The 20,175-nt window shown below is 70.7% G+C and carries 20 protein-coding genes; 7 read left to right on the forward strand and 13 right to left on the reverse strand.

Going from position 1 to position 20,175, the window contains the following annotated elements; translation table 11 throughout:
* Positions 1-20 precede the first annotated feature (20 nt).
* The 3 genes from OHT77_RS04535 to OHT77_RS04545 all read right to left on the reverse strand — a co-directional run bounded on the left by OHT77_RS04535 (position 21) and on the right by OHT77_RS04545 (position 4,632).
* A complete protein-coding gene (locus OHT77_RS04535) occupies positions 21-1,484 on the reverse strand; it encodes a hypothetical protein (protein WP_328826657.1) in 1,464 nt (487 codons plus the stop codon).
* A 134-nt stretch (positions 1,485-1,618) separates the two neighbouring features.
* On the reverse strand, positions 1,619-3,970 hold the full coding sequence (locus tag OHT77_RS04540; RefSeq protein WP_405881438.1) for an FdhF/YdeP family oxidoreductase: 2,352 nt from the start codon (positions 3,968-3,970) through the stop codon (positions 1,619-1,621).
* A 164-nt stretch (positions 3,971-4,134) separates the two neighbouring features.
* Complete coding sequence (locus tag OHT77_RS04545; protein ID WP_328826659.1) at positions 4,135-4,632, reverse strand: winged helix-turn-helix transcriptional regulator; 498 nt, start codon at positions 4,630-4,632, stop codon at positions 4,135-4,137.
* Positions 4,633-4,747: 115 nt separating this feature from the next.
* On the opposite strand from OHT77_RS04545, the gene OHT77_RS04550 reads away from it, so the two are divergent.
* Positions 4,748-5,107, forward strand: a complete 360-nt coding sequence (locus tag OHT77_RS04550; RefSeq protein WP_328826660.1) for a nuclear transport factor 2 family protein — start codon at positions 4,748-4,750, stop codon at positions 5,105-5,107.
* A 59-nt stretch (positions 5,108-5,166) separates the two neighbouring features.
* Complete coding sequence (locus OHT77_RS04555; RefSeq protein ID WP_328826661.1) at positions 5,167-6,009, forward strand: SDR family NAD(P)-dependent oxidoreductase; 843 nt, start codon at positions 5,167-5,169, stop codon at positions 6,007-6,009.
* Positions 6,010-6,034: 25 nt separating this feature from the next.
* Here the strand turns inward: OHT77_RS04555 and OHT77_RS04560 are convergent, their stop codons facing one another.
* Positions 6,035-7,012, reverse strand: a complete 978-nt coding sequence (locus OHT77_RS04560) for a hypothetical protein (RefSeq protein WP_328826662.1) — start codon at positions 7,010-7,012, stop codon at positions 6,035-6,037.
* Positions 7,013-7,305: 293 nt separating this feature from the next.
* Positions 7,306-7,872, reverse strand: a complete 567-nt coding sequence (locus tag OHT77_RS04565; protein WP_328826663.1) for a TetR/AcrR family transcriptional regulator — start codon at positions 7,870-7,872, stop codon at positions 7,306-7,308.
* A 104-nt stretch (positions 7,873-7,976) separates the two neighbouring features.
* Here OHT77_RS04565 and OHT77_RS04570 point away from each other — a divergent pair, with 104 nt between their 5' ends.
* Positions 7,977-8,717 carry an SDR family oxidoreductase gene (locus OHT77_RS04570; RefSeq protein WP_328826664.1) on the forward strand — a complete coding sequence of 247 codons (741 nt, stop codon included), beginning with the start codon at positions 7,977-7,979 and terminating at the stop codon, positions 8,715-8,717.
* A 345-nt stretch (positions 8,718-9,062) separates the two neighbouring features.
* Here OHT77_RS04570 and OHT77_RS04575 read toward each other — a convergent pair whose 3' ends face one another.
* The 4 genes from OHT77_RS04575 to OHT77_RS04590 form a co-directional block, all read right to left on the reverse strand.
* Positions 9,063-9,926 (reverse strand): bifunctional 5,10-methylenetetrahydrofolate dehydrogenase/5,10-methenyltetrahydrofolate cyclohydrolase, encoded by an 864-nt coding sequence (locus tag OHT77_RS04575; protein ID WP_328826665.1) that lies wholly within the window; start codon positions 9,924-9,926, stop codon positions 9,063-9,065.
* Between the two features lie 221 nt (positions 9,927-10,147).
* A complete protein-coding gene (gene purU / locus OHT77_RS04580; RefSeq protein WP_328826666.1) occupies positions 10,148-11,056 on the reverse strand; it encodes a formyltetrahydrofolate deformylase in 909 nt (302 codons plus the stop codon).
* Positions 11,053-11,925 (reverse strand): methylenetetrahydrofolate reductase, encoded by an 873-nt coding sequence (locus tag OHT77_RS04585; RefSeq protein WP_328826668.1) that lies wholly within the window; start codon positions 11,923-11,925, stop codon positions 11,053-11,055. Before OHT77_RS04585 ends, purU begins: the two co-directional genes overlap by 4 nt.
* Before the next feature lie 138 nt (positions 11,926-12,063).
* A complete protein-coding gene (locus OHT77_RS04590) occupies positions 12,064-13,404 on the reverse strand; it encodes an aminomethyl transferase family protein (protein ID WP_328826669.1) in 1,341 nt (446 codons plus the stop codon).
* A gap of 392 nt (positions 13,405-13,796) precedes the next feature.
* Between OHT77_RS04590 and OHT77_RS04595 the strand changes: the two genes are divergently transcribed.
* The gene (locus OHT77_RS04595) at positions 13,797-14,174 is read left to right on the forward strand and encodes a BlaI/MecI/CopY family transcriptional regulator (protein ID WP_328826670.1); all 378 of its coding nucleotides are present in this window, start codon (positions 13,797-13,799) and stop codon (positions 14,172-14,174) included.
* Positions 14,175-14,271: 97 nt separating this feature from the next.
* On the opposite strand, the gene OHT77_RS04600 is transcribed toward OHT77_RS04595, so the two are convergent.
* Positions 14,272-15,045 carry a LysR family transcriptional regulator substrate-binding protein gene (locus tag OHT77_RS04600; RefSeq protein ID WP_328826672.1) on the reverse strand — a complete coding sequence of 258 codons (774 nt, stop codon included), beginning with the start codon at positions 15,043-15,045 and terminating at the stop codon, positions 14,272-14,274.
* Positions 15,046-15,103: 58 nt separating this feature from the next.
* On the opposite strand from OHT77_RS04600, the gene OHT77_RS04605 reads away from it, so the two are divergent.
* Together OHT77_RS04605 and OHT77_RS04610 are read left to right on the forward strand one after the other, a co-directional pair.
* Positions 15,104-15,496, forward strand: a complete 393-nt coding sequence (locus OHT77_RS04605; RefSeq protein WP_266778108.1) for a DUF5997 family protein — start codon at positions 15,104-15,106, stop codon at positions 15,494-15,496.
* Between the two features lie 40 nt (positions 15,497-15,536).
* On the forward strand, positions 15,537-16,310 hold the full coding sequence (locus OHT77_RS04610) for a GntR family transcriptional regulator (protein WP_328826673.1): 774 nt from the start codon (positions 15,537-15,539) through the stop codon (positions 16,308-16,310).
* A gap of 2 nt (positions 16,311-16,312) precedes the next feature.
* Here OHT77_RS04610 and tmpA read toward each other — a convergent pair whose 3' ends face one another.
* Together tmpA and OHT77_RS04620 are read right to left on the reverse strand one after the other, a co-directional pair.
* Positions 16,313-17,971, reverse strand: a complete 1,659-nt coding sequence (tmpA, locus tag OHT77_RS04615) for a 2-trimethylaminoethylphosphonate dioxygenase (protein WP_328826674.1) — start codon at positions 17,969-17,971, stop codon at positions 16,313-16,315.
* Positions 17,972-18,091: 120 nt separating this feature from the next.
* On the reverse strand, positions 18,092-18,703 hold the full coding sequence (locus OHT77_RS04620) for a TetR/AcrR family transcriptional regulator (protein ID WP_328826675.1): 612 nt from the start codon (positions 18,701-18,703) through the stop codon (positions 18,092-18,094).
* A gap of 161 nt (positions 18,704-18,864) precedes the next feature.
* Between OHT77_RS04620 and OHT77_RS04625 the strand changes: the two genes are divergently transcribed.
* Positions 18,865-19,740: an LLM class flavin-dependent oxidoreductase gene (locus OHT77_RS04625; protein WP_328826676.1), complete on the forward strand. Its 876-nt coding sequence runs from the start codon at positions 18,865-18,867 to the stop codon at positions 19,738-19,740.
* A gap of 5 nt (positions 19,741-19,745) precedes the next feature.
* Here the strand turns inward: OHT77_RS04625 and OHT77_RS04630 are convergent, their stop codons facing one another.
* Positions 19,746-20,141 carry a YybH family protein gene (locus OHT77_RS04630; RefSeq protein ID WP_328826677.1) on the reverse strand — a complete coding sequence of 132 codons (396 nt, stop codon included), beginning with the start codon at positions 20,139-20,141 and terminating at the stop codon, positions 19,746-19,748.
* Between the last annotated feature and the right edge of the window lie 34 nt (positions 20,142-20,175).

The raw sequence follows: 20,175 nt of genomic DNA on the forward strand, positions 1-20,175 counted from the left end.
AGCCCGGTCCCGGCCGGCCGCTAGGGAGCGATCCCCACCCCGGGGATCCGGCTCCACGCCCGCTCCTGCGCCGCGGTCATGGCGGGCCAGACGAGCCCGCCGGGCCGGGGCCGGATGCGTGAGGCGTACGGCGCGGGGTGGAACGCCGGGTCGTAGAAGCACCCGGTGCCGTACTTCCGGTCGAAGGCCGCGCACGACGCCGCGAGCGAGCGCGCGGTCGGCTTGCGCCCGTGACGCACCCAAGTGTCCAGCGCAGCAATGGAGTTGGCGTACTCGGAGTCACTCAGCGCGCTGTGCTCGGTCTCCTTGGTGAAGCTCTGGACGAGGTTGCCGCCCCGGCCCGCGCCCTGGAGCGTGGCACGGTAGGCCGCCTCGTGCTCGACGAATGCCGTCGGGTCGTCGATCGCGTGCATCGTGAGGACCGGGATGGAGACCTTGCCCGTCAGGTCGCTGTCGTAGGAGAGGTCGCGGCGCGCGGTGGGGTCGGCCGTGAACCGTTCGACGCCCGCGTTGAGTGCCTTGTCGTCGTGTGAACCCGAGTACCGCACACCCTGGTTGGTGAAGGGATTGCGGCCGCCGAGGCGGGTCGACACGATGTCGCGGAACGTGAAGGTGGCGAACCGCAGATGTGATTCGAGCGCGCGCTCCGGGATGCGGGTGACGGCGAGGATGTCGTCGAGGTTGCGCTGCTGGAGCGCGGTCCGCTCCGCGGGGGCGGAGGAGAATCCCGTGCACTCCTGGAGTCGGGCGCGGAGACCGGCGCTCGTCATGGTGGAGTCCGGGCGCAGGCCCTCCCACAGCGGGTACTGCGGCTCGGTCGGGCGGGGGTGGTTGTGGCAGTAGTACTGGTAGACCACCCGCAGGTCGACGCGGTAGTCGTAGCCGCGTGAACCGCCGCCGAGGACACCGCTCGTGAGCAGCGCGCCGTCGTAGGCGCCGGGGCGTCTGCCGTAGGTCTCGGCGACCTTGGCGGCGACGTCGCCGCCCCAGGACTGGCCGTGCACATAGGTCCGCTTCGGCTTGCCGAACTCCGCGACGAACAGCTTGCGTACGTTCTCGGTGTCGGCGGCGGCCATCCGGGTGCCGTAGCCACCGCGGCGGTACGACGAGCCGGCCCAGGCGTAGCCCTCCTCGACCATCACCGCCCAGCGGTTCAGGTCGTCGGTGCTGCGGGCCGGGTCGGAGGAGTCGCCGAGGTCGGGTCCGCCGTGCGCGTGCACGACGAGGGACCCGTTCCAGCGGGTCGGCACGGCCATCGTGTAGTACGCCCCGTTGCTGTCCTTGCCGGTGTAACACGTGGCTTTCCCGAGCAGGTCGGGCGGGCACGGGGCTACGACGGGCGGCTCGGTCCGCGCCGGGGGCGCGGGGGCGTTGCCGAGTGTGCCGAGGAGTGCCGCGGCCACACCGGCGGCCAGTACGGCCCGACGGTGGCGGGGGGCGTGGCGTCTCCGGCGTACCGGTTCGGGCGCGTCAAGTGTCGTCACGGGAGCGGCTCCTATGAATTCGCTGTGCGAAGTTGCCCTGCGAACCGTGATGCTAGGAACCGCCGCGTGCGGGGACTACCCGTCGATCATTGAGTTCATAGTGTTCGCCCGCCCCGCCTCCACCGAACGCGCGGTCAGCCGCCCTGTGCCGGGGTGACGGTGACGAGTTGGTGTTTCATCAGTGGCTGGTCGCTCTGCCTGCTGTAGTCGTCGAGCCCGCAGAGGATGTTGAGTTCGGGCATGTAGCCCGCGACGCTGCCGGCCGGGATGTCGTAGGCGATGACGCGGTAGCCGTAGACCGAGCGGGTGCTGCCGTCGCGGGCGTGGCTGGTGATGTCGATCAGGTCGAACTCGACCAGGCCCCGCGCGTCCATGTCCTTGAGGTTCATGAAGAGGAGGGTGCGCAGGTTCTTGACCCCGCGGTAGCGGTCGTCGTCGGAGTAGACGGTGGTGTTCCACTGGTCGTGCGAGCGCATCGTGGAGAGGACGAGCATGCCCTCCGGCGGTGTCACGTCGGGGAGTTCGCTCGCGTGGAACTCGGCGCGGCCGGACGCGGTGTGGAACTCGCGCTCGCGGGCGGGCTGGGTGATGCGGAAGCCGAGCGGTTCACGCACCCGGCGGTTGAAGTCCTCGAAGCCCGGGAGGACGCGGGCCATGGTGTCGCGGATCCGGTCGTAGTCCTCGACGTACCACTCCCACCGTGTTGCCGAGTCGGGCAGTGTCGCCCGTGCCATTCCGGCGACGATCGCGCACTCGGACCTGAGGGTGTCGGCGGGTGGTTTGCGCATGCCGAGGGAGAGGTGCACCTCGCTCATCGCGTCCTCGACGGTCACGCCCTGCTCGCCCGTCGCCTGGGTGTCCTTCTCGGTGCGTCCGAGGCACGGGAGGATGAGGGCGCGGCGGCCGTGGACGAGGTGGCTGCGGTTGAGTTTCGTGCTCACCTGCACGGTCAGTTCGGTGGTGCGCAGCGCGGCCGTGGTCGCGTCGGTGTCGGGGGCGGCGAGGACGAAGTTGCCGCCCATCGCGACGAACACCTTCACCCGGCCGTCCCGCATCGCCTTGATCGTGCCGACGGTGTCGAGTCCGTGCTCTCGGGGCGCGGAGATCCCGCACACCTCGTCGAGCGCGTCGAGGAACGCGGGCGCGGGGCGGTGGTCGATGCCGCAGGTGCGGTTGCCCTGGACGTTGCTGTGGCCGCGCACCGGCGAGGGTCCGGCGCCCTCGCGGCCGAGGTTGCCGCGCAGCATCAGCAGGTTCACGATCTCGCGGACGGTGTCCACCCCGTGGTCCTGCTGGGTGACGCCCAGGCACCAGGAGATGACGGTGCGGTCGGCGCCCAGGTAGCGCTCGGCGACCTGCCGGATCTCGCTCTCGCCCACCCCGGACTGCCGCACCAGCTCGGCCCAGTCGGTGGCGCGCACCAGGTCGCGGTACGACGCGAAGCCCGCCGTGTGGCGTTCGATGAAGTCGGTGTCGAGCACCGCCGGGTCCTCCTCGGCCCGCTCGAACACCGCCTTGGCGATCCCGCGCAGCAGGGCGAGGTCGCCGCCGATGCCGACCTGGACGTTCTGGTCGCCGGTCTCGGTGGCGTGGAAGGTGGCCATCGCGGCGAACTCGTGCGGCACGATGGTCCGTCGCGCGCCGGCCTCGAGGAGCGGGTTGACGTGGACGATCCCGGCGCCGCGCCGGTGTGCCTTGGCGAGGGTCGTGAGCATGCGCGGGGCGTTGGACGCGGCGTTCACGCCCATGATGATCAGCAGGTCCGCCGCGTCCCAGTCGCCGATGTCGCAGGTGCCCTTGCCGGTGCCCAGCGCGGCCTGCAGCGCACGGCCCGAGGCCTCGTGGCACATGTTCGAGCAGTCCGGCAGATTGTTGGTGCCGAACTCGCGCACCCACAGCTGATAGAGGAACGTCGCCTCGTTGTTGAGCCGCCCGGACGTGTAGAACGCGGCCTCGTCAGGACTGTCCAGGCCGCGCAGTGTCTGCCCGACCAGCGCGAAGGCGTCCGCCCAGGAGATCGGTACGTACTTGTCCGTGGCCTCGTCGTAGACCATCGGCTCGGTCAGCCGGCCCTGGTCCTCCAGCGCGTAGTCCGACCAGCCCGCCAGCTCGGTGACCGTGTGCGCGGCGAAGAACTCCGGGCCGGCCTTCTTTCGGGTCATCTCCCACGTGACGTGCTTGATCCCGTTCTCGCAGATGTCCAGATGCAGGCCCTTGCGGTCGTCCGGCCACGCGCATCCCGGACAGTCGAACCCGCCGTTCTCATGGTTCATCTTCACGATCGCCAGCGGCCCGCTGACCGGCTCACGCGTCTTGGCCAGCACCCGCGTCACACTCCGTGCCGCGCCCCACCCCGCTGAGGGGGCGGTGTCGTCCTCCTGCGAGATGTCCCCGGGCCGATTGGGCCCACGGCCGCGCGCCTCGACCCCCGGCGCTCCACGCCCCAAGTCGTCCCCGGGACGGCCTCCGGAATCCGAGCGGTCCATGGTGCTGCCCTTCGCTGTCACGACGGCGGCCATCGACTACGCGTGCTGACGACGCCCACACCTGTCCGGTTTGGTTGGATTTTACCGCTGGGGGTGCAGGCGCACCTGGCGGAGCGAGGGGAGGGATTGACCGCCCAGGGTGATGGAACCCGGCCGATCTCCGCTCACCGTCCCCGCTCCAACTCGGCATACCGCGCCCGCATCCCCTCGCTCGCGGCCGGCCCGGCGGTGAACACGTACGCCTCGCTGTCGTCGAGCCGCTTCCCGGTGCGGGCGTCGACCACCACCGGCTCGGCCTCCTCGCCCGTCTCCGCGTCGACCAGGATCATCGACCGGTCCTGCGGGTCGAGGTGCCGGTTGCCCCAGGCGGCCAGGGCGACGATCACGGGCCGCAGGGAGTACCCCAGCTCGGTGAGGACGTACTCGTGGCGGACCGGGTTCGTCTGGTACGGCCGACGCTCCAGCAGGCCATCGCCGACCAGGGATTTCAGGCGGGCGGTGAGCATGCTGGTGGAGATGCCCAGGCTCTGCTGGAACTGGTCGAAGCGCGTATAGCCGTCGAAGGCGTCATGAAGGATCAGCAGCGTCCACCACTCTCCGACGTGCTGCACCGTCGTCGACAGCGGACACTCCCGGTCCTCCAGTCGGATTCTGCTCGGCATGGCACCCTCCCGAATTACTGCTAAAGTGAAAGTCACTGGCTTCTATTTTAGCAGTAACCAGGGCTGCGCACCTTGAGCGGCCTCCACCATCCAGCACACATGCGAGGCAGCAGACATGACCGAACACCGCGACACCGTCGATTTCGCCGACCTCCCGGAGGTCGTCAGCCGCTATCTCCGCGCCCACGACGTACGGGACATCCCCACCGCCGAGACCGCCCTCGCCCCCGAGGCCACCGTCACGGACGACGGCCACACCTACGAGGGACAGGCCGCCATCAGGCGCTGGCTGGAGCGGGAGGGCTCCCAGTACACCTACACGACCACGCCGCTCGGAGCCGAGCGCCACGGTCCCGACGAGTACACCGTCGTCCAGCGCCTCGAAGGAGATTTCCCCGGCGGCAAGGTCGATCTGAGGTTCCGCTTCGTCCTCGACGCGGACGGCCGGATCAACCGGCTCGCCATCGCCCCCTGACGGCCGCCGCCCGGCCACGGAACCCATCGATCGGCCCGCCCTCAGACCTCGGAGGAAGCATGAAGACCTGGTTCATCACCGGCGGCACCCCGGGCGGTTTCGGCCCGACCTACGCCGACCTGGCCCTGGAGCGCGGCGACAACGTCGTCCTCACCGCCCGACGCCCGCAGTTGCTCGACGAGTGGGCCCGCCCCTACGGCGAGCGGGCACTCGTCCTGCCGCTGGACGTCACCGACGCCGAGCAGATCCGTACGGCCGTCCGTGCCGCCGAGGAGCGCTTCGGCGGTATCGACGTCCTGGTCAACAACGCCGGCCGGGGCTGGTACGGCTCGGTCGAAGGCACGCCCGACGCCGAGGTCAGACGGTCCTTCGAGCTGAACTTCTTCTCCGTCACCGAGCTGCTGCGCGCCGTCCTCCCCGACATGCGGGCCCGCGGCAGCGGATGGATCGTCAACATGTCCTCCGTCGCGGGCCTGCGGAGCGCACCCGGCTTCGGCTACTACAGCGCCGCGAAGTTCGCCGTCGAGGGCCTCACCGAAGAGCTACGGCGCGAGGTGGCACCCTTCGGCATCAACGTGCTGGCCGTCGAACCCGGCCCCTTCCGCACCCGCGCCTACTCGGGCTTCACCGACGAGCCCGTGTCCGAGACGGTCGACGCCTACCTGCCGTTCATCGAGTCCGTCCGGGAATCCATGGTCGGCCAGGACGGCACGCAGCCCGGTGATCCCCGCCGAGGAGTGCGGGCCGTCCTGGACGCGATGGACCAGGACGACCCTCCTCACCGGCTCGTCCTCGGCGCGGCCGGCTACGACGCCGTCCACGGCCAACTGACCGGCATGATCGAGGAGTTGCGCACCTACGAAGCCGCCTCACGGAGCGCGGACTTCCCTCCCGAGCCGTAGGGAGAGTGCGGGGCGTTCCCCTCGCTCACCGGGGGCGGTCACGTGGTCCCGGCCTGCGCTGTTCCTCGGCGGCCGGCTCCCGATCGGGGAACGCGCGCAGCCTCAACTCCGGCGCCCGGTGGTCGGCGAGCCACCGCATCCGCCGTTCGTCGGCCGCGAACCCGGCGCGTGCGGTCAGGGTCCATTCCTCCCGGTCGAGCACCTCCAGGTAGGTCGCCCGGAGCGCCTCGCTCTGTGCCGCCGTACACCCCATGCCCTCGGGAGACTTCGTGGTCAGGTGCTGTGTGAGCACCGCGATCGTGAAGTACCGCTCGATGCTGGGGCCGAGCGAGCCCGCCCGGCGGGCATGGGCTTCCAGCACCACTCCCGCATGGGGGTAATGGGCGAGCGTGCGTCCCATCCCCCCGCAGTCGCTCATAAGGCACAGCAGCCGACCGACGTGTTCGACCATCTCGCTGTCCGTGTCGAGTTCCGCGAGCGCTTCATGGAGCCTGGCGACAGTGGCGACCTTCCCTGCGAAGTACCCGTTGAGGAAGTCCCCGTCGCAGGCGCGGCGGAGCAGCCATGGGCGGATGGCCGGGTCGTCGAGTCGGCAGAGGGCTTCGACGACGTAGACGCGCCCCCAGCCCGTGACGCGCTCGGCGAGCCGGAGCAGCGCCTCGACGCCTCCCGGCAACCTCTCGAAGGCGTGCGCCGCCAGTGGTCCGAACTGATCGGAGAGCAGCCCGATCGTCTGGATCAACGGGATGTCGTCGGCCGTTCCCGCGGCGGCCAGCAGGGCGAGCCCCACGGTGACCGCGCAGCGATCGGTCCCCTCCCGGACGAGCCAGCGCCCCGTCCGGCGGACGCGTTCCGGGTCCGCCCGCGCGGCCGACGAGGCGAGGTGTTTGTTTGGGTGCGCCGGGACGTAGACGTCGTGGAACGCGTCGGCGAGCTCACCGGGAGGTGCGGAGGTCCGTGCGAAGTGCGCGTCCAGGATGAGTGCCGCGTCCTTGCCGGCCAAGGACCGGTCATCTGGCGCCTTCACGCCTCGTCGGCGATGCGACGCTTCGTCGGGGAACGGCTCCCCGTTCCGTCGGAGCGGCTCTCCCGGGGTCAACCGGTGCAGCCGGAGCGCGTGGTCGAACAGTGTCGTAGGTGATCCGGGCAGTTTCGTCCCGGCCGTCTCGCTCATCGGCGGACGGAGGACTCATTTCTTTTGACCATGGCCCGGAGCATGCCATCCCGTCCGAGGCCTCAACAAGCCCTCGGCGCAACGACATTGGGCACATGGACATCTCAGCGGCGAACGTCCCCTCACTCTTCCGCGACGTGTCGCCGGAGGCCGTCGAGGATGACGTTCATCAGAGGCCGTGCCTTGGACTCCCATTCGTCCCGGTCCACTCGGCCGAGGTAGGCGATCAGCAGCAGGACCCCGCGGGCGTCCACGTCCGTGCGGAGGGAACCGGCCGCCTTACCGGCGTCCAGCAGGTGCGCGAGGGCGGCTTCGATGGGGTTCTGGCTGTGGTCGACGAGGTCCTGCCACGCCGCCGGCTCCAGCGCGGCCAGGACGCCGTACTTGATCTCGGCGTAGTCGATCACCCGGTCGAGCCAGTGCCGCAGGGCCTCCACGGGCTCGTGCTCGTGCTCGGCCAGCAGGGCGGGGGCGGCGGTCACGAGTTCTTCGACGTCGCGCCGGTAGACCTCGGCGAGGAGGGCCTCGCGGTTGGGAAAGTTCCGGTAGAGGGTTCCCTGTCCTACTCCGGCGCGCTTGGCGATCTCGTTGAGGTGGACGTCGTGGGACTCGGCGAGGGCAGCGCGGGCGGCTTCGACGATGCGGATCCGGTTCCGCGCCGCGTCCGGACGGCGTGCTGGCGCGTTCATGGGTCTCTCCTCATGTTCCGAATGTTCCGACCCCGACAAGTGGACACGTGTCCGGTATGGTGGATGACACAGCGGACACGTGTCCACTTTATCGGGAGGCAGCTGTGCTTTCGCTACACGACAAGACCATCGCCATCACCGGAGCGAGCGGGGGCATCGGCGAGGCCACGGCCCGTCTGCTCGCCCGGCGCGGCGCCGCGGTCGTCCTCGCGGCCCGCCGCGGCGAACGCGTCGACGCCATAGCGCGGGACATCCGGGAGGAGGGCGGCCGGGCCGCCACCTGCGTCGTCGACGTCACCAAGGCCGAGGACCTACGGCGCCTGGTGTCCGCCACGGTCGACGAGTACGGCCGGATCGACGTACTCGTGAACAACGCGGGCGTCGCCCCCATCAGCCTGCTGGCCGACCTCGACACCGAGGGCTGGTCGGCCATGATCGACGTCAACCTCCGCGGTATGCTAAACTGCGTCGCCGCCGCACTGCCCGTCTTCCACGAGCAGGGGTCGGGCCACCTGGTCAGCATCGTCTCCGTGGCCGGCCTGACCACGCCCCCCTCGATGGCCGTCTACGCCGCGACCAAGAACGCGGTGCGCACCGTCCACGAAGGCCTGCGCAGGGAGTCGACCGACGGGGTGGTGCGGACGACAGCCATCTCGCCGGGATACGTCCGCACCGAGCTGGCCGACTCCATGACGGACCCCGACATCCGTGACGTGACACGCAAGAACATGGACGCCATGGGCATCTCCCCGGAGGCGGTCGCCCGCGCGGTGGCCTTCGCCGTCGAGCAGCCCCAGGACGTCGAGATCGGCGAGATCAACGTCCGTCCGACCGTCCAGGGATGACCCTTCTGTTGCTGGTCAGTTGAGACGGGGGTCGGTGGTTTGGGGGGCGAGGCTGTTCACAACCGCTCTCGTGGTGTGCGTAGTTGGGGCCGAGTTTCGGCAACGCGGCTGCATCGGGGCTCGGTTGGCGTGTTGCGCGGACCGCGAAAGGCAGTCCGGGCGCGGGCCAGTACCCTCGGCCGGCGCGGGCCGCGTGTCGCGCGGCGGGGCACGGCATGACGTCGGCCAGTCCGGCCGGCACCCGGCCCAAGAGCCTTGCCAGCAGGGCAAGTTGCCTCACGTCCAGCACCTTCCTGAGCCCAGACGGGCGGCACGCACGGCCCCGCGCACCGAGTGCTCCCGCGCCTATGCGGGCACAGCCTCGAACTCGGCGTTCCACTCGGCCGCTTGGAGGGTGTTGACCATCAGCATGGCGATGGTCATCGGGCCGACCCCGCCCGGTACGGGGGTGATGCGGCCGGCGATGCCGTCCAGTTCGGCGGCGCGGACGTCGCCGGTCAGGCCGTCGGGGGTGCGGTGGATGCCGACGTCGATGACGGTGGCGCCGGGCTTGACGTGTTCGGGGCCGACGAGACCCTGTACGCCGGTGGCGACGACCACGATGTCGGCAGGGCGGGTGACGGCTGCCAGGTCGGCGGTGAACTCGTGGGCGACCGTGACGGTGGCGCCGCGCCGCAGCAGCAGTTGGGCCAGGGGTCGGCCGACGAGTCCGCCCCAGCCGACGACGGCGACACACGCGCCCTTGATGTCGATGCCCTCCGCGTCGAGGAGTTCGACGACCCCGCTCGGGGTGCAGGGGCGCAACCCCCGTTCCCCGCGTGCCAGTCGGCCGGCGCTGGCTGTGGTCAGACCGTCGACGTCCTTGGCGGCGGGGATCCGGTCGATCAGGGTCGCCGCGTCGAGGCCTGTGGGCAGGGGCAGTTGGAGGAGGATGCCGGAGACGTCCGGGTCGGCCGCCAACTCGTCGATGACCGCGGCGACTTCCTCCTGACGGGCGTGCGGGGAGAGGTGTCGGTGGAAGTCCCGCATACCGGCCTCGCGGATGGCACGCCGTTTGGCCGCGACGTAGACGGCGCTGGCGGGATCGTCGCCGACCAGGACGGTCGCCAGCCCCGGCACCCGTCCGCGGGCCGCGACCTCGGCGACCCGTTGAGCGACCCTGGCCCGGATGTCACGTGCGATCCGGGTGCCGTCGATGGTGGTTGTCATGATGGCGAACCGCTTTCTGCTGGTGACCTCTTCACCCGGTGCGGAGGACTGCCTGCCGAGGTCGCGGCGGGCCGACCACGGATGTGTGGCCGTACGGCACCGGGACCGGGACCGAGACCGCGCGTCGGACGCGGGGGATTGCCGGATTCACCGCCGCCGATGACCGCGGGCGGCGCGGCGCAACCACCCTTCGCCGCACGGGCGTTGGGCCGACACACGCTTCAGGCGAAGACGATCGTGTGCTTGCCGTTGCGGATGACGCGGTCCTCGGCGTGCCACAGCACCGCGCGGGAGAGGACGGCGCGTTCCACGTCGGCGCCGCGACGGGTGAGGTCGGCGGCGGTGTGGGCGTGGCTGACGCGCACCACGTCCTGCTCGATGATCGGGCCCTCGTCGAGGTCCTCGGTGACGTAGTGCGCGGTGGCACCGACCAGCTTCACGCCGCGTTCCTTGGCCTTGGCGTACGGACCGGCGCCGATGAACGCGGGCAGGAAGGAGTGGTGGATGTTGATGATCGGCACGCCGACCCGCTCGATGAAGTCGCCGGAGAGGATCTGCATGTAGCGGGCGAGGACGACGAAGTCGACGTTGTCCTTGAGCAGCCGCAGGTGTTCGGCCTCGGCGGCCGACTTGTCCGCGCCCATGGACGGCACGTGGAAGAAGGGGATGCCGAACGACCGTACTTCCTCGGCCGTGTCGGGGTGGTTGGAGATCACCATGGCGATGCTGACGGGGAGTTGACCCTGACGGTGGCGCCAGAGCAGGTCGAGCAGGCAGTGGTCGGACTTGGAGGCGAAGATCGCCACCCGCTTCGGCACGGACAGGTCGCGCAGGGTGTAGCTGAGGCCGTACGGCTTCACCAGATCCTTGTCGAAGTCGGCGTGCAGACCGGGCAGTTGGGCCCGCAGACCGTCCAGTCCGAAGACGGTGCGCTGGAAGAAGGCACCGCCCTGCGGATTGTCGGAGTACTGGTCCAGGGAGACGATGTTGGCGCCGTGCCGGCCGAGCACCGAGGTCACGGCCGCGACGATGCCGGTGGCGTCGGCGCCCTGGACGATCAGCGACGCCTGGTGCCCCGCTCCCCCGGTCTTCTTGGCGATGTCGTGGGGCGCGGCCTGCGTGACGGTCATACGAGGTTGTCCTTCCTGAACCGGGCGATCCACTCGGACGTGGCCCGCAGCCCGCCGAAGGTGTAGAAGTGGATCTTCATGTCTCCGTGGCGGGCCGGGTCGTAGCCTTCGGCGAGCGCCCGCAGGAATCTGTCGGGCCCGGCGGTCCCCATCAGGTTGGTGAGGGACAGGCCGTACTTCTTGGCGATCGAGGCGCTGGTGCCGACGCCGAACCGGGTGGCGTACGACATCAGTCGCCGTACGCCGGCGGGGCCGGGGACGCCGATGCGGACGGGAAGCGTGATGCCCTCGGCACGGACCTTCTCCAGCCAGGCCAGGACGGGGTCCACGTCGAAGCCGAACTGGGTGATGACGCTGCCGTCGAGTTCCTGAGCTGCGATGGACGCGGTCTTGTCGCGCAGCGCGGACCACAGCGCGGCGCCTGCGATGTCCGGGTGGCCCTCGGGGTAGCCGCTGATGCTGACGTGCCGGACGCCGAACTCCCGCAGCAGTCCCGTGTCGATGAGCGCGAGCGAGTCCTCGTAGGGGCCCTCGGGCCGGGTGGGGTCGCCGCCGACGGTGAAGACGTTCGCGCCGGTGCCGTCGGCCCGCAGGGCGGCGAGGAACTCCTCGAACTCGTCCTGCGAACCGAGCCGACGGGCGGAGATGTGCGGCACGGGCACGAAGCCGAGGCGCTTCACCGCCCGGGATGCCGCCAGACGCATCTCCAGGTTCTCGTTGCCGAGGAAGGTGACGTTGATGCGGGTGCCCTGCGGGATGGTGTCCTGGGCCTCTTCGAGCTTCGGGACGTCCTTGCCCGTCATCTCCAGGGAGAAGTCCTCCAGCAGCGATGTACTCACCGCCGCCGAGGCCGTGCCGAGGGGGTTCATCGTGCTCCTTGTCGATAGAGAGAGGGGGAAACGGCGTGCCCGAGCAGCTCCGGCGATGTGCAGCGCCCCACAGGGGCGCGGGGAACCGCGCGACCAGCCCCCACGGACCCGCAGCCGACGGACCGGTAACCAGCGGAGCTACCCGCGCCGGTATTCGGTGCGCGCATGCCGATCGAACGGGCTCACCTGCACGGTCGCGCGGATGCGCGGGAACCCGAGGTCGGCCTCGGGGTCGGTACCGAGCCCCGGATGCTCCCCCCACACCACGGTCACCTCGGTGCCGGGCTCGGCATGCGCGGAGTCGATCAGCGTCTGCGCCAGAACCGTGCCGACGGGGTCGATCGACGCGGTCTGCATGGTCGTACCGACCAGTCCGGCCGAGGTCTCCACCCGGTGGCGGGCGTAGGTGAGGACGAAACCGGGGTCCTCTCCCCCGCCCACGACCCGGCGCACGTCATCGGCGTCGAACACCAGCGTGACCTTGGTGCGGCGGGGTTCGTCCTTGGCCTTGAGCAGGGCGTCACGGCCGTGGAAGTCGTGCCCGAAGTGGATCAGCTTGCCGTAGCCCAGCTCGTACGGGGAGACGTAGTAGTCGGCGATGTCCTCCGAGAAGTAGCTGCCGTTGAGGGGACGCTTCCCCTCGATGCCGAACAGGGGCAGCCATGCGCGGTATTCCGCGAGGTCGGGGTCGCCGTAGATGCCCGGGACCGGGGAGGGGATCCAGCCGCTCTCGACGCTCGGCGTGGTGTAGGCCAGCGCGCCGACCTGGACCAGGCCCAGCGGTTCACCGGCCGTGAGGAACGCCTCGTGCACGTACGCCGCGTGCTCCCACGGGCCGATGAACTCGTAGCCGGCCTGTCCGGCCATGCCGTGGCGCAGGGCCTCGAAGGCGCGGCCGTCCAGGGTGACCGGCGTCGAGTGGAAGAACTTGGTCTCCGGCAGCGGCCCGCCGAAGACCTTCCCGATCAGCTCCAGGGCCAGCGGACCCTGGATCTGATAGCGGAACAGCCTGGGGTCACCGCCGCCGGGGCGGAAGGCGGAGGACGCGTCGGTCTCGAAGCCGACGTCGTAGCCCGCCTTCTCGGCGTGGTACTGCACCCAGTGCTGGGAGGCGGGGACACCGCTGAGCAGGTACTTGTTCTCGGCGTGCCGGGCGAGGATGCCGTCGGTGACGATCTTGCCGTCGCGGGTGACGGGTACGTACTGCTTGGCCTGGCCGACCGCGAACTTCTCGAAGTTGTTGGCGCCGTACTCGGCCAGCACGCGGGTGGCGTCGGGGCCCTCGATCCACATGTCGTACATGTGGTGCGAGAGGTTCAGCAGCGCGACGCCCTCGTGCCAGGCCGCCTGCTCCTGGCGCCAGCCGACGTACTCCCTGTCCACCACCTCCGGGGTCCACGGCTCGGCGTTCGGCTGCCACAGCAGCCCGATGGGCGAACCGGCCTTGTCGATGCCGTCCTGAAGACTGGGGATTGCCATTGCGGCTCCTCTCAACGCCATCTCCCTGCATTGCTAGATCGATCTAGTAGCGCGGCTCGTCGTCACGATCGATGCACTTCGGGAGAGAAAAAGGGGATCGCTAGAACGATCTAGCGCAAGCTAGCAGACGGATTCGGGGCTTGGCGAGCCTCGTGCGGCGCATTTCCACTCCTGCGCACGCCCTCCGAACGCGCCGAGCGCGGTGGCCGCGTCACGGTCACCGGGCGCGGAGTCGATCCCGGCCCAACTCGGCGCGACAGCCACATGATCGACGACCGCAGCCCCTTCCACTTCGCCCCTCACCGCACCGATCGCCCCCAACCGGGGCAAAGCCCCTGGTCAGAGCGTCGACGCTAGGCAAGCCCCGCCCTACACGCTGTAAGGTGGCGCACATGGCTGGCACAGACCCGCGGACCCGGGCCGAGCGGCGCAGCGCCGGTGCGTTGGAGAGCGAGGTCCTCGCCTCGCTGTGGGCGACCGACCGGCCTCTGACCCCGGCCGAGATCCAGTCCGGGATCGACGGACCCCTCGCGTACAACACCGTGCACACGATCCTCAAGCGCCTCTACGACAAGGGGCTCGTCCTGCGGGACGCGGAGGGGCGGCGCGGCGCGTACCGGCCGGCGAAGAACGCGGCCGAGTCGACCGCCCAGGCGATGCTCGAGGCGTTGGACCGGGGGCCGGATCCGATCGGTGCGCTGCAGAAGTTCGTGACCGGCCTGAGCCCCGAGGAGGAGCGAGCCCTGCGCGATCTGCTCGCCGGGGGGTGAGCGGCACGGGGCGACCATCGGGTCGTTCTCGTGGTGCGGGGCTCGACAGCGAGGTCGGTCCCGGCGGACCGCGAGCGTGCCTCTGTCCCCCGCCCCGTCAGCGACCCCGAGGCTTGCCGCGCTTCGCGCCCTTCGCCCCGCCGGAAGCACCACGGGGGTTCTTGCCGGTCGACCTGCTCCCCGCTTTCCCCGCCGCCGGCTTCCGCTTCCCGGCGGGCTCGGCGCGCTTCGCCTTGGTCTTCGGCTGCGGGGGCGTCGGCGTACGGCCGCGTGTGCTGTTGACCGTGCGGCCGCGCACGATGCCGATGAAGTCCTCGACGAGGTCGGTGGTCGCGTCCTCGGGCCAGGACAGGGCGACGTCCGACTGGGGTGCGTCGAGGACGGTCCGGTAGGTGAGGTCCTTGCGGTGGTGCAGGCGGGCCAGGGACTGGGGGACGTAGAGGATGCCGATGCCCGACGCCACGTGTTCGATGGCGTCCTCGGTGGTCGCGGGACGCTCGAACGCGGGCTCCCCCGGCGGCTGTTCCCAGCCGAGGACGTCGTCGAGCGGGTGCAGGACGACCTCGTCGGCGAGTTCGTCGAGGGACACCTCTTCGGCCGCCGTGACGACATGGTCCTTCGGGGCCACGACGACGGTCGCCTCGGTGTAGAGGGGGATCGCGCTGAGGACCGTACGGTCGACCGGCAGTCGTACGAGTCCGGCGTCCGCCTCACCGCGCCGCAGGACGTCGGACGCGTCGGCGGCCGGGACCGGTACGAGGGTCAGAGGGATGTCGGGCAGGCGCTCGTTCCAGATCCGCACCCACTTGGCGGGCGTCACCCCGGGGACGTACGCGAGCCGGAACGTGGGGGATTCTTCCGAGCCTGTCACCCCGCAAGGTTACCCGCCGTGGTCGGAGGTCTCGAACGCGGTCGATACTCTTGACGGTATGAAGTCGCACCAGACCACCCAGACCATGAAGCCCGCCACGGCGGCGAAGAAGCTGGGTGTGTACCTCGAGGCCACCCCCGCCGAGTTCCAGAAGGGTGACGTCTCCCGCGCCGAGCTGAACGAGCTGCAGGCCAACCCGCCCGAGTGGCTGCGCGAGCTGCGCGCCAACGGCCCGCACCCGCGCCCGGTCGTCGCGGCCAAGCTCGGCGTCTCCATCGCCGGTCTCGCCCGCGGCGGGGTCACCGAGCCCCTGACCACCGAGCAGATCGACGCGCTGAAGACGGCCGGCCCCGAGTGGCTGGAGAAGGAGCGCGCCACCCAGGCCGAGGTCCGCAAGGAAGCCGAGCGGATCAAGAACAAGAAGAGCGCGGAGAACGCCGACAACAGCTGACGGCTCCGGGACCGAAGCGCTCAGGACGGAGATCCACGCGGTGACGGACGGCCCGGCCGGCACGGGAAAGCCCCCGGCGATGTACCGGAAGGTCGCGGCCGACCTCGGCCGGGAGATCGGCGAGGGCCGCTACGGCTCCGGCGGCCGGCTGCCCGCCGAGGGCGAACTCGCCGAGCGCTACGGCGTCTCGCGCGGCACGGTCCGCCAGGCGATGGCCCTTCTGCGCGCCGAGGGCCTGATCGCCTCCCGGCGCGGCACCCGCCGGGTCGTGATCGGCTCGCCCCGGCCGCAGAGCTTCGGCGAACTCCTCAGCTTCACCCGCTGGGCGCGGTCGACGGGCGAGGAGCCCGGCGGCCGGATCGTCAGCGTGGAGGCCCGCCTCGCCGATCGCACCGAGCGCGAGCAGCTGCGGCTGGCGGCGGGGGCCGAGGTGTACGAGGTGCGGCGGTTGCGCACCCTTTCGGGGCGGCCGGTGATGATCGAGCGGACCGTGTACCCGCCCGCCGTGGGTGAGTTGATCGCCGCGTTGCCGCCCGACACCGTGTCGCACACCGTCGCCCTGGAGGAGTCGGGTGTGCTCATCGCGGACGCCCAGCACACGATCGACCTGTGCCGGGCCGACGAGGAGGACGCGCGGCTGCTCGGCTGTCGGCCCGGCGACCCGCTGCTGCGGGAGCGCCGGTGCAGTACGGATCCGGCGGGCACCCCGGTCGAATGGTCCGAGGACCGGTACCTCCCGGAGACGGTGGCGTTCACCGTGCACAGCTCGGCCGCGGCCGGTTCGCTGGCCCGCCGCCCGGCCGACGACGCCTGACCTCAGGCGGTCCGCAGCAGGGCCGTGAGCAGCGGCCGGAAGTGTGCGAAGTCCGGGGTCGGCGCCTCGGGGTCCTTGCCCTCGTCGTCCCAGCGGCGCACCGCGACCCCGTCGGCCGCGTAGGGATTCGCCTCGTACGCGGCGACCTCGGCCTCGGACATCGGGCCGCCCTGCACCTCCAGCGTGTACACCGACGCCTGGGAGAGCCGGTCGAAGTAGCCCGGCTCGACCGCGCACAGATACCGCTTGGCCGCCACGTGCAGCCGGATCGGCTCGGTGACCTCGGGTCCGAACCACTCGGCCAGCCGGTCCGCCCCGGTGTGGCTGTGCCTGTTGTCGGTGCCCTCCATCAACTCCTCGCCGCTGACCGGCCCGTGGAAGTGCCCGAGGTCGTGCAGCAGGGCGGCGGCGACCAACGCGTCGGGTGCACCGGCCCGTTCGGCACACATGGCGGCCTGCAGCATGTGCTGGGCCATCGTCACCTCCTCCCCCAGGTAGGCGCTCGCGCCCTCACCCTCGAAGAGTTCGGCCAGCTCGTCCACGAACTCCCCTGCGGCTGCGGCCCGTTCGCGGCGCAGTACGGCCAATGTGCCGGCCAGGGCGTCGATGTCGGCGTAGGCGCCCTGGAGGTGGCGGGCGCCGCTCTCCTCGAAGGCCGTGCGGGCGTGCAGCAGCCGGACGTTGTCGAAGATCAGGCAGTCGCCGGGCAACAGCCGGAACTCCAGCTGGAGTTCGGGGCGCAGGGTGATCTCGGCGAAGGCGCGGTAGGCCCGGTAGAACGCCTCCAGTTCGGCGGTGGGCAGCAACAGGGTGCCGATGGAGCGGTTGTTGAAGCGCACCTCGCGGATCCGGCCGCGTCCGTCGACGTCGATCAGCGGCCGGTCGGCGGCCAGTGCGGTGTGCGCGTCGCTGAAGCGGAAGGGGACGGGGGTGCGGGTCAGTACGCCGAACGCCTCCGGGTCCTCGGTGCGCAACAGCGCGGCGGCCTTGAATCCGTCGACCAGCCCGGAGTCGCCGCCGATCGCCGCGTTGGTAAGGCAGTGCAGGAGTTGGAGGGTGGGTACCGGGTCGCGGTACGGGTTGTCGGTGTGCGGGGTGATCCGGGCGCCGGTGAAGGCAAGGTTGTTGGGGTCGGGTTCGACCCGTACGTCGAAGAGCCGCCCGTAGTTGGTCTCGCGGACGTAGCCGAAGGTCTCCGCCACCTCCAGGACCTGCCCCTCGCGGCACGGCACATCGCGCAGCACGGCGAAGCCGAGTCCGAGGACCGACTCCAGCACCTGCGCCTTGACCGCCGGGTCGCCCAGGTACTCCGCCCAACCGGCCTCGGGGAGGCGGCCGTTCAGGTCGGCGGCGGTCCACAGGGTCTTGCCGTTCTCGCCGCGCCGGTCCGCGGAGTCGTCACTGGCCTCGGGGCGGTTGGCGGTGAGCCAGCGCGCGGAGTACGCGGACCGGTGTCCGTCGGGCGCCCAGTCGACCTCGACACCGTCGGCGGTCGGCCGTACGGCGTCGAGCGCGAGGTCGGTGGGCAGTTCGGTGATCTGGAACAGCTTCTGGCCGTTGCGGGGGTCGCGGCACCGGGGGCAGGGGCAGTTGTCCCGCAGCCAGGTGAGCGGCAGGTCTTCTATGCGGACCTCGGTGCGATCTTCTACGGACGGTGACATCGCAGTCACTCCCTCTCTAAGTTGTATAGCCAACTTTAGCGACAGAGGGAACGTCTCAGCGCCGGATGACCGGAAGATGACACTCCGGCGACCCGGTCATGAACGAGAGCGGCGCCTCCGTCAGCGGGGCAGGCGCATGCCCGCGACGAAGACATCGACGAGGCGGAGCGCGTCGTAGCGGTCGTCGCCCTCCGCACCGGCGCAGAGGTTGCCGACGCCGCGCATGATCTCGTAGGCCGACAGGTCGGACCTGACCTCACCGGCGGCGATCGCCGCGTCGAACAGCTCGGCACAGACGGGCAGCAGGCGGTCCAGGAAGTAGCCGTGCAGGGCCTCGAAACCGGCCGTGTCGGACCTCAGCACAGCGGCGAGGCCGTGCTTGGTGACCAGAAAGTCGACGAAGAGATTGATCCACTCGCGCAGTGCGGCGTACGGCGTCGCGCTGTTCGCCAGCAGTGTCGGACCGGCTTCGGCGCAGGCCTCGACCTGGTGCCGGTAGACCGCGATGACGAGGTCCGCGCGGGTCGGGAAGTGCCGGTAGATCGTGCCGAGTCCGACCCCGGCCTCGCGGGCGATGTCCCGCACCGGAGCGTCGACGCCCGACGCGACGAAGACCTTGGCGGCGGCGTCGAGGAGGGTCTCCTTGTTGCGCCGGGCGTCGGCGCGCTTGGACTGGCCGTCCGCCGCCCTCGACGGGGTCGCAGGGCCCGCATCCGTCCCGTTCTCACTCACCGCGCAACTCCTCCACCTCACGACTTGCCAAACCGGAACAGCGTTCCGTATCGTTTCCGGAACAAGGTTCCGCTTGCCCATGATGCCAGAGCGGAGGCCGGCCCACCAAGCCACGCCGGCCCGGGCCCGCCGCCCCGCCCTGTCGAGGAACGGACGACACCATGCCCGACACACCCCGCCCCAGCTTCGGAATCATGACCGCCCCCATGCAGGTCGGCTACGACGACCTCCTCCGCGTCTGGCGCGAGGCGGACACCGTGCCGGAGATCGAGCACGCCTGGCTGTTCGATCACCTCATGCCGATCGGCGGTGAGCCCGACGGCCCCGCCTTCGAGGGCTGGACGCTGCTCTCGGCCCTCGCCGCCCAGACCAGGCGGCTGCGGCTCGGTGTGATGGTGACCAGCAACCGCTTCCGGCCGCCCGCGCTGCTGGCGAAGATCGCCACGACCGTCGACATCGTCTCCGGCGGGCGGCTCGACTTCGGCATCGGCGTCGGCTCGCGCCCGGACCATCCGCTGGCCCGGCGGGAGTACGCGGCGCACGGCCTCCCCTTCCACGACTCCGCGCACGCCGTCGCGAGCCTCGCCGAGGCCTGCACGCTGATCCGGCGACTGTGGACGGAGGAGAAGCCGTTCGACTTCGAGGGCACCCACCACCGGCTCACCGGAGCGTTCGGCAACCCGAAGCCCGTCCAGCGCCCCCACCCGCCGATCCTCATCGGCGGACGCTCGGCCGCGACACTCCGCGTGGTCGCCGAGCACGCCGACCTCTGGAACATCCCCGGCGGCGACATCACCGACGCCATCTCCCGCAGCGCCCTCCTCGACCGCTACTGCGCCGAGATCGGCCGCGACCCCGCCGCCATCACCCGCTCCATCCACCTCTCCGTCTCCTACGACCGCCCCGAGGAGACCCGGGCCGCGATCCGCGAGGCGCTCGACGCGGGCTTCCACCACATCGTGCTCGGGCTCTCCTCGCCGTACCCCGACGAGGTGGCGCACTGGGTCGCCGACGAGCTGATCCACCAGGCGGGGTGAGCGGGTCAGTCGTGCGGGAACGAGTGGTGTTCGTGGGCGACCAGCCACCGGCCGCGTTCCTTGCGCAGGCCGAAGGTGAGCCGCAGGCGCAGGGTGGGGTGTTCGGCGAACTCCTCGGGGGTGCCGCACCGGAGCAGCGCATGGGCGTAGGCGACGTCCGTGCCGGCCGTGATGTCGAGGGAGTCGATGTCGAAGCAGGCGCCCTGGGCCTGCCAGTCGAAGAACGGCGGCCAGCTGGCGCGGTAGGCGGCGAGGCCGTGGATGCCCGCGTGCGGGGGCGGGACGTCGTACATGACGAGATCCTCGGCGTGGTCCGCCATGACGCCTTCGAGGTCGCCCCGGTGGACGGCCTCGGCCCAGCTGGTGATGAGGGTACGGATCTGTGTCGCGTCGTCGGACATGGCGTCGGCTCCTGTTCCTGTCCCCCCCTCCATG

This window comes from Streptomyces sp. NBC_00252, from assembly GCF_036187565.1.
Lineage (GTDB): Bacteria > Actinomycetota > Actinomycetes > Streptomycetales > Streptomycetaceae > Streptomyces.

Bases quoted from the DNA above. Each gene is read 5' to 3' on its own strand.
- OHT77_RS04540 (WP_405881438.1), bottom strand. From the start codon at position 3,970: ATGGACCGCTCGGATTCCGGAGGCCGTCCCGGGGACGACTTGGGGCGT.
- OHT77_RS04545 (WP_328826659.1), bottom strand. From the start codon at position 4,632: ATGCCGAGCAGAATCCGACTGGAGGACCGGGAGTGTCCGCTGTCGACG.
- OHT77_RS04550 (WP_328826660.1), top strand. From the start codon at position 4,748: ATGACCGAACACCGCGACACCGTCGATTTCGCCGACCTCCCGGAGGTC.
- OHT77_RS04555 (WP_328826661.1), top strand. From the start codon at position 5,167: ATGAAGACCTGGTTCATCACCGGCGGCACCCCGGGCGGTTTCGGCCCG.
- OHT77_RS04565 (WP_328826663.1), bottom strand. From the start codon at position 7,872: ATGAACGCGCCAGCACGCCGTCCGGACGCGGCGCGGAACCGGATCCGC.
- OHT77_RS04575 (WP_328826665.1), bottom strand. From the start codon at position 9,926: ATGACAACCACCATCGACGGCACCCGGATCGCACGTGACATCCGGGCC.
- purU (WP_328826666.1), bottom strand. From the start codon at position 11,056: ATGACCGTCACGCAGGCCGCGCCCCACGACATCGCCAAGAAGACCGGG.
- OHT77_RS04585 (WP_328826668.1), bottom strand. From the start codon at position 11,925: ATGAACCCCCTCGGCACGGCCTCGGCGGCGGTGAGTACATCGCTGCTG.
- OHT77_RS04590 (WP_328826669.1), bottom strand. From the start codon at position 13,404: ATGGCAATCCCCAGTCTTCAGGACGGCATCGACAAGGCCGGTTCGCCC.
- OHT77_RS04595 (WP_328826670.1), top strand. From the start codon at position 13,797: ATGGCTGGCACAGACCCGCGGACCCGGGCCGAGCGGCGCAGCGCCGGT.
- OHT77_RS04605 (WP_266778108.1), top strand. From the start codon at position 15,104: ATGAAGTCGCACCAGACCACCCAGACCATGAAGCCCGCCACGGCGGCG.
- tmpA (WP_328826674.1), bottom strand. From the start codon at position 17,971: ATGTCACCGTCCGTAGAAGATCGCACCGAGGTCCGCATAGAAGACCTG.
- OHT77_RS04625 (WP_328826676.1), top strand. From the start codon at position 18,865: ATGCCCGACACACCCCGCCCCAGCTTCGGAATCATGACCGCCCCCATG.
- OHT77_RS04630 (WP_328826677.1), bottom strand. From the start codon at position 20,141: ATGTCCGACGACGCGACACAGATCCGTACCCTCATCACCAGCTGGGCC.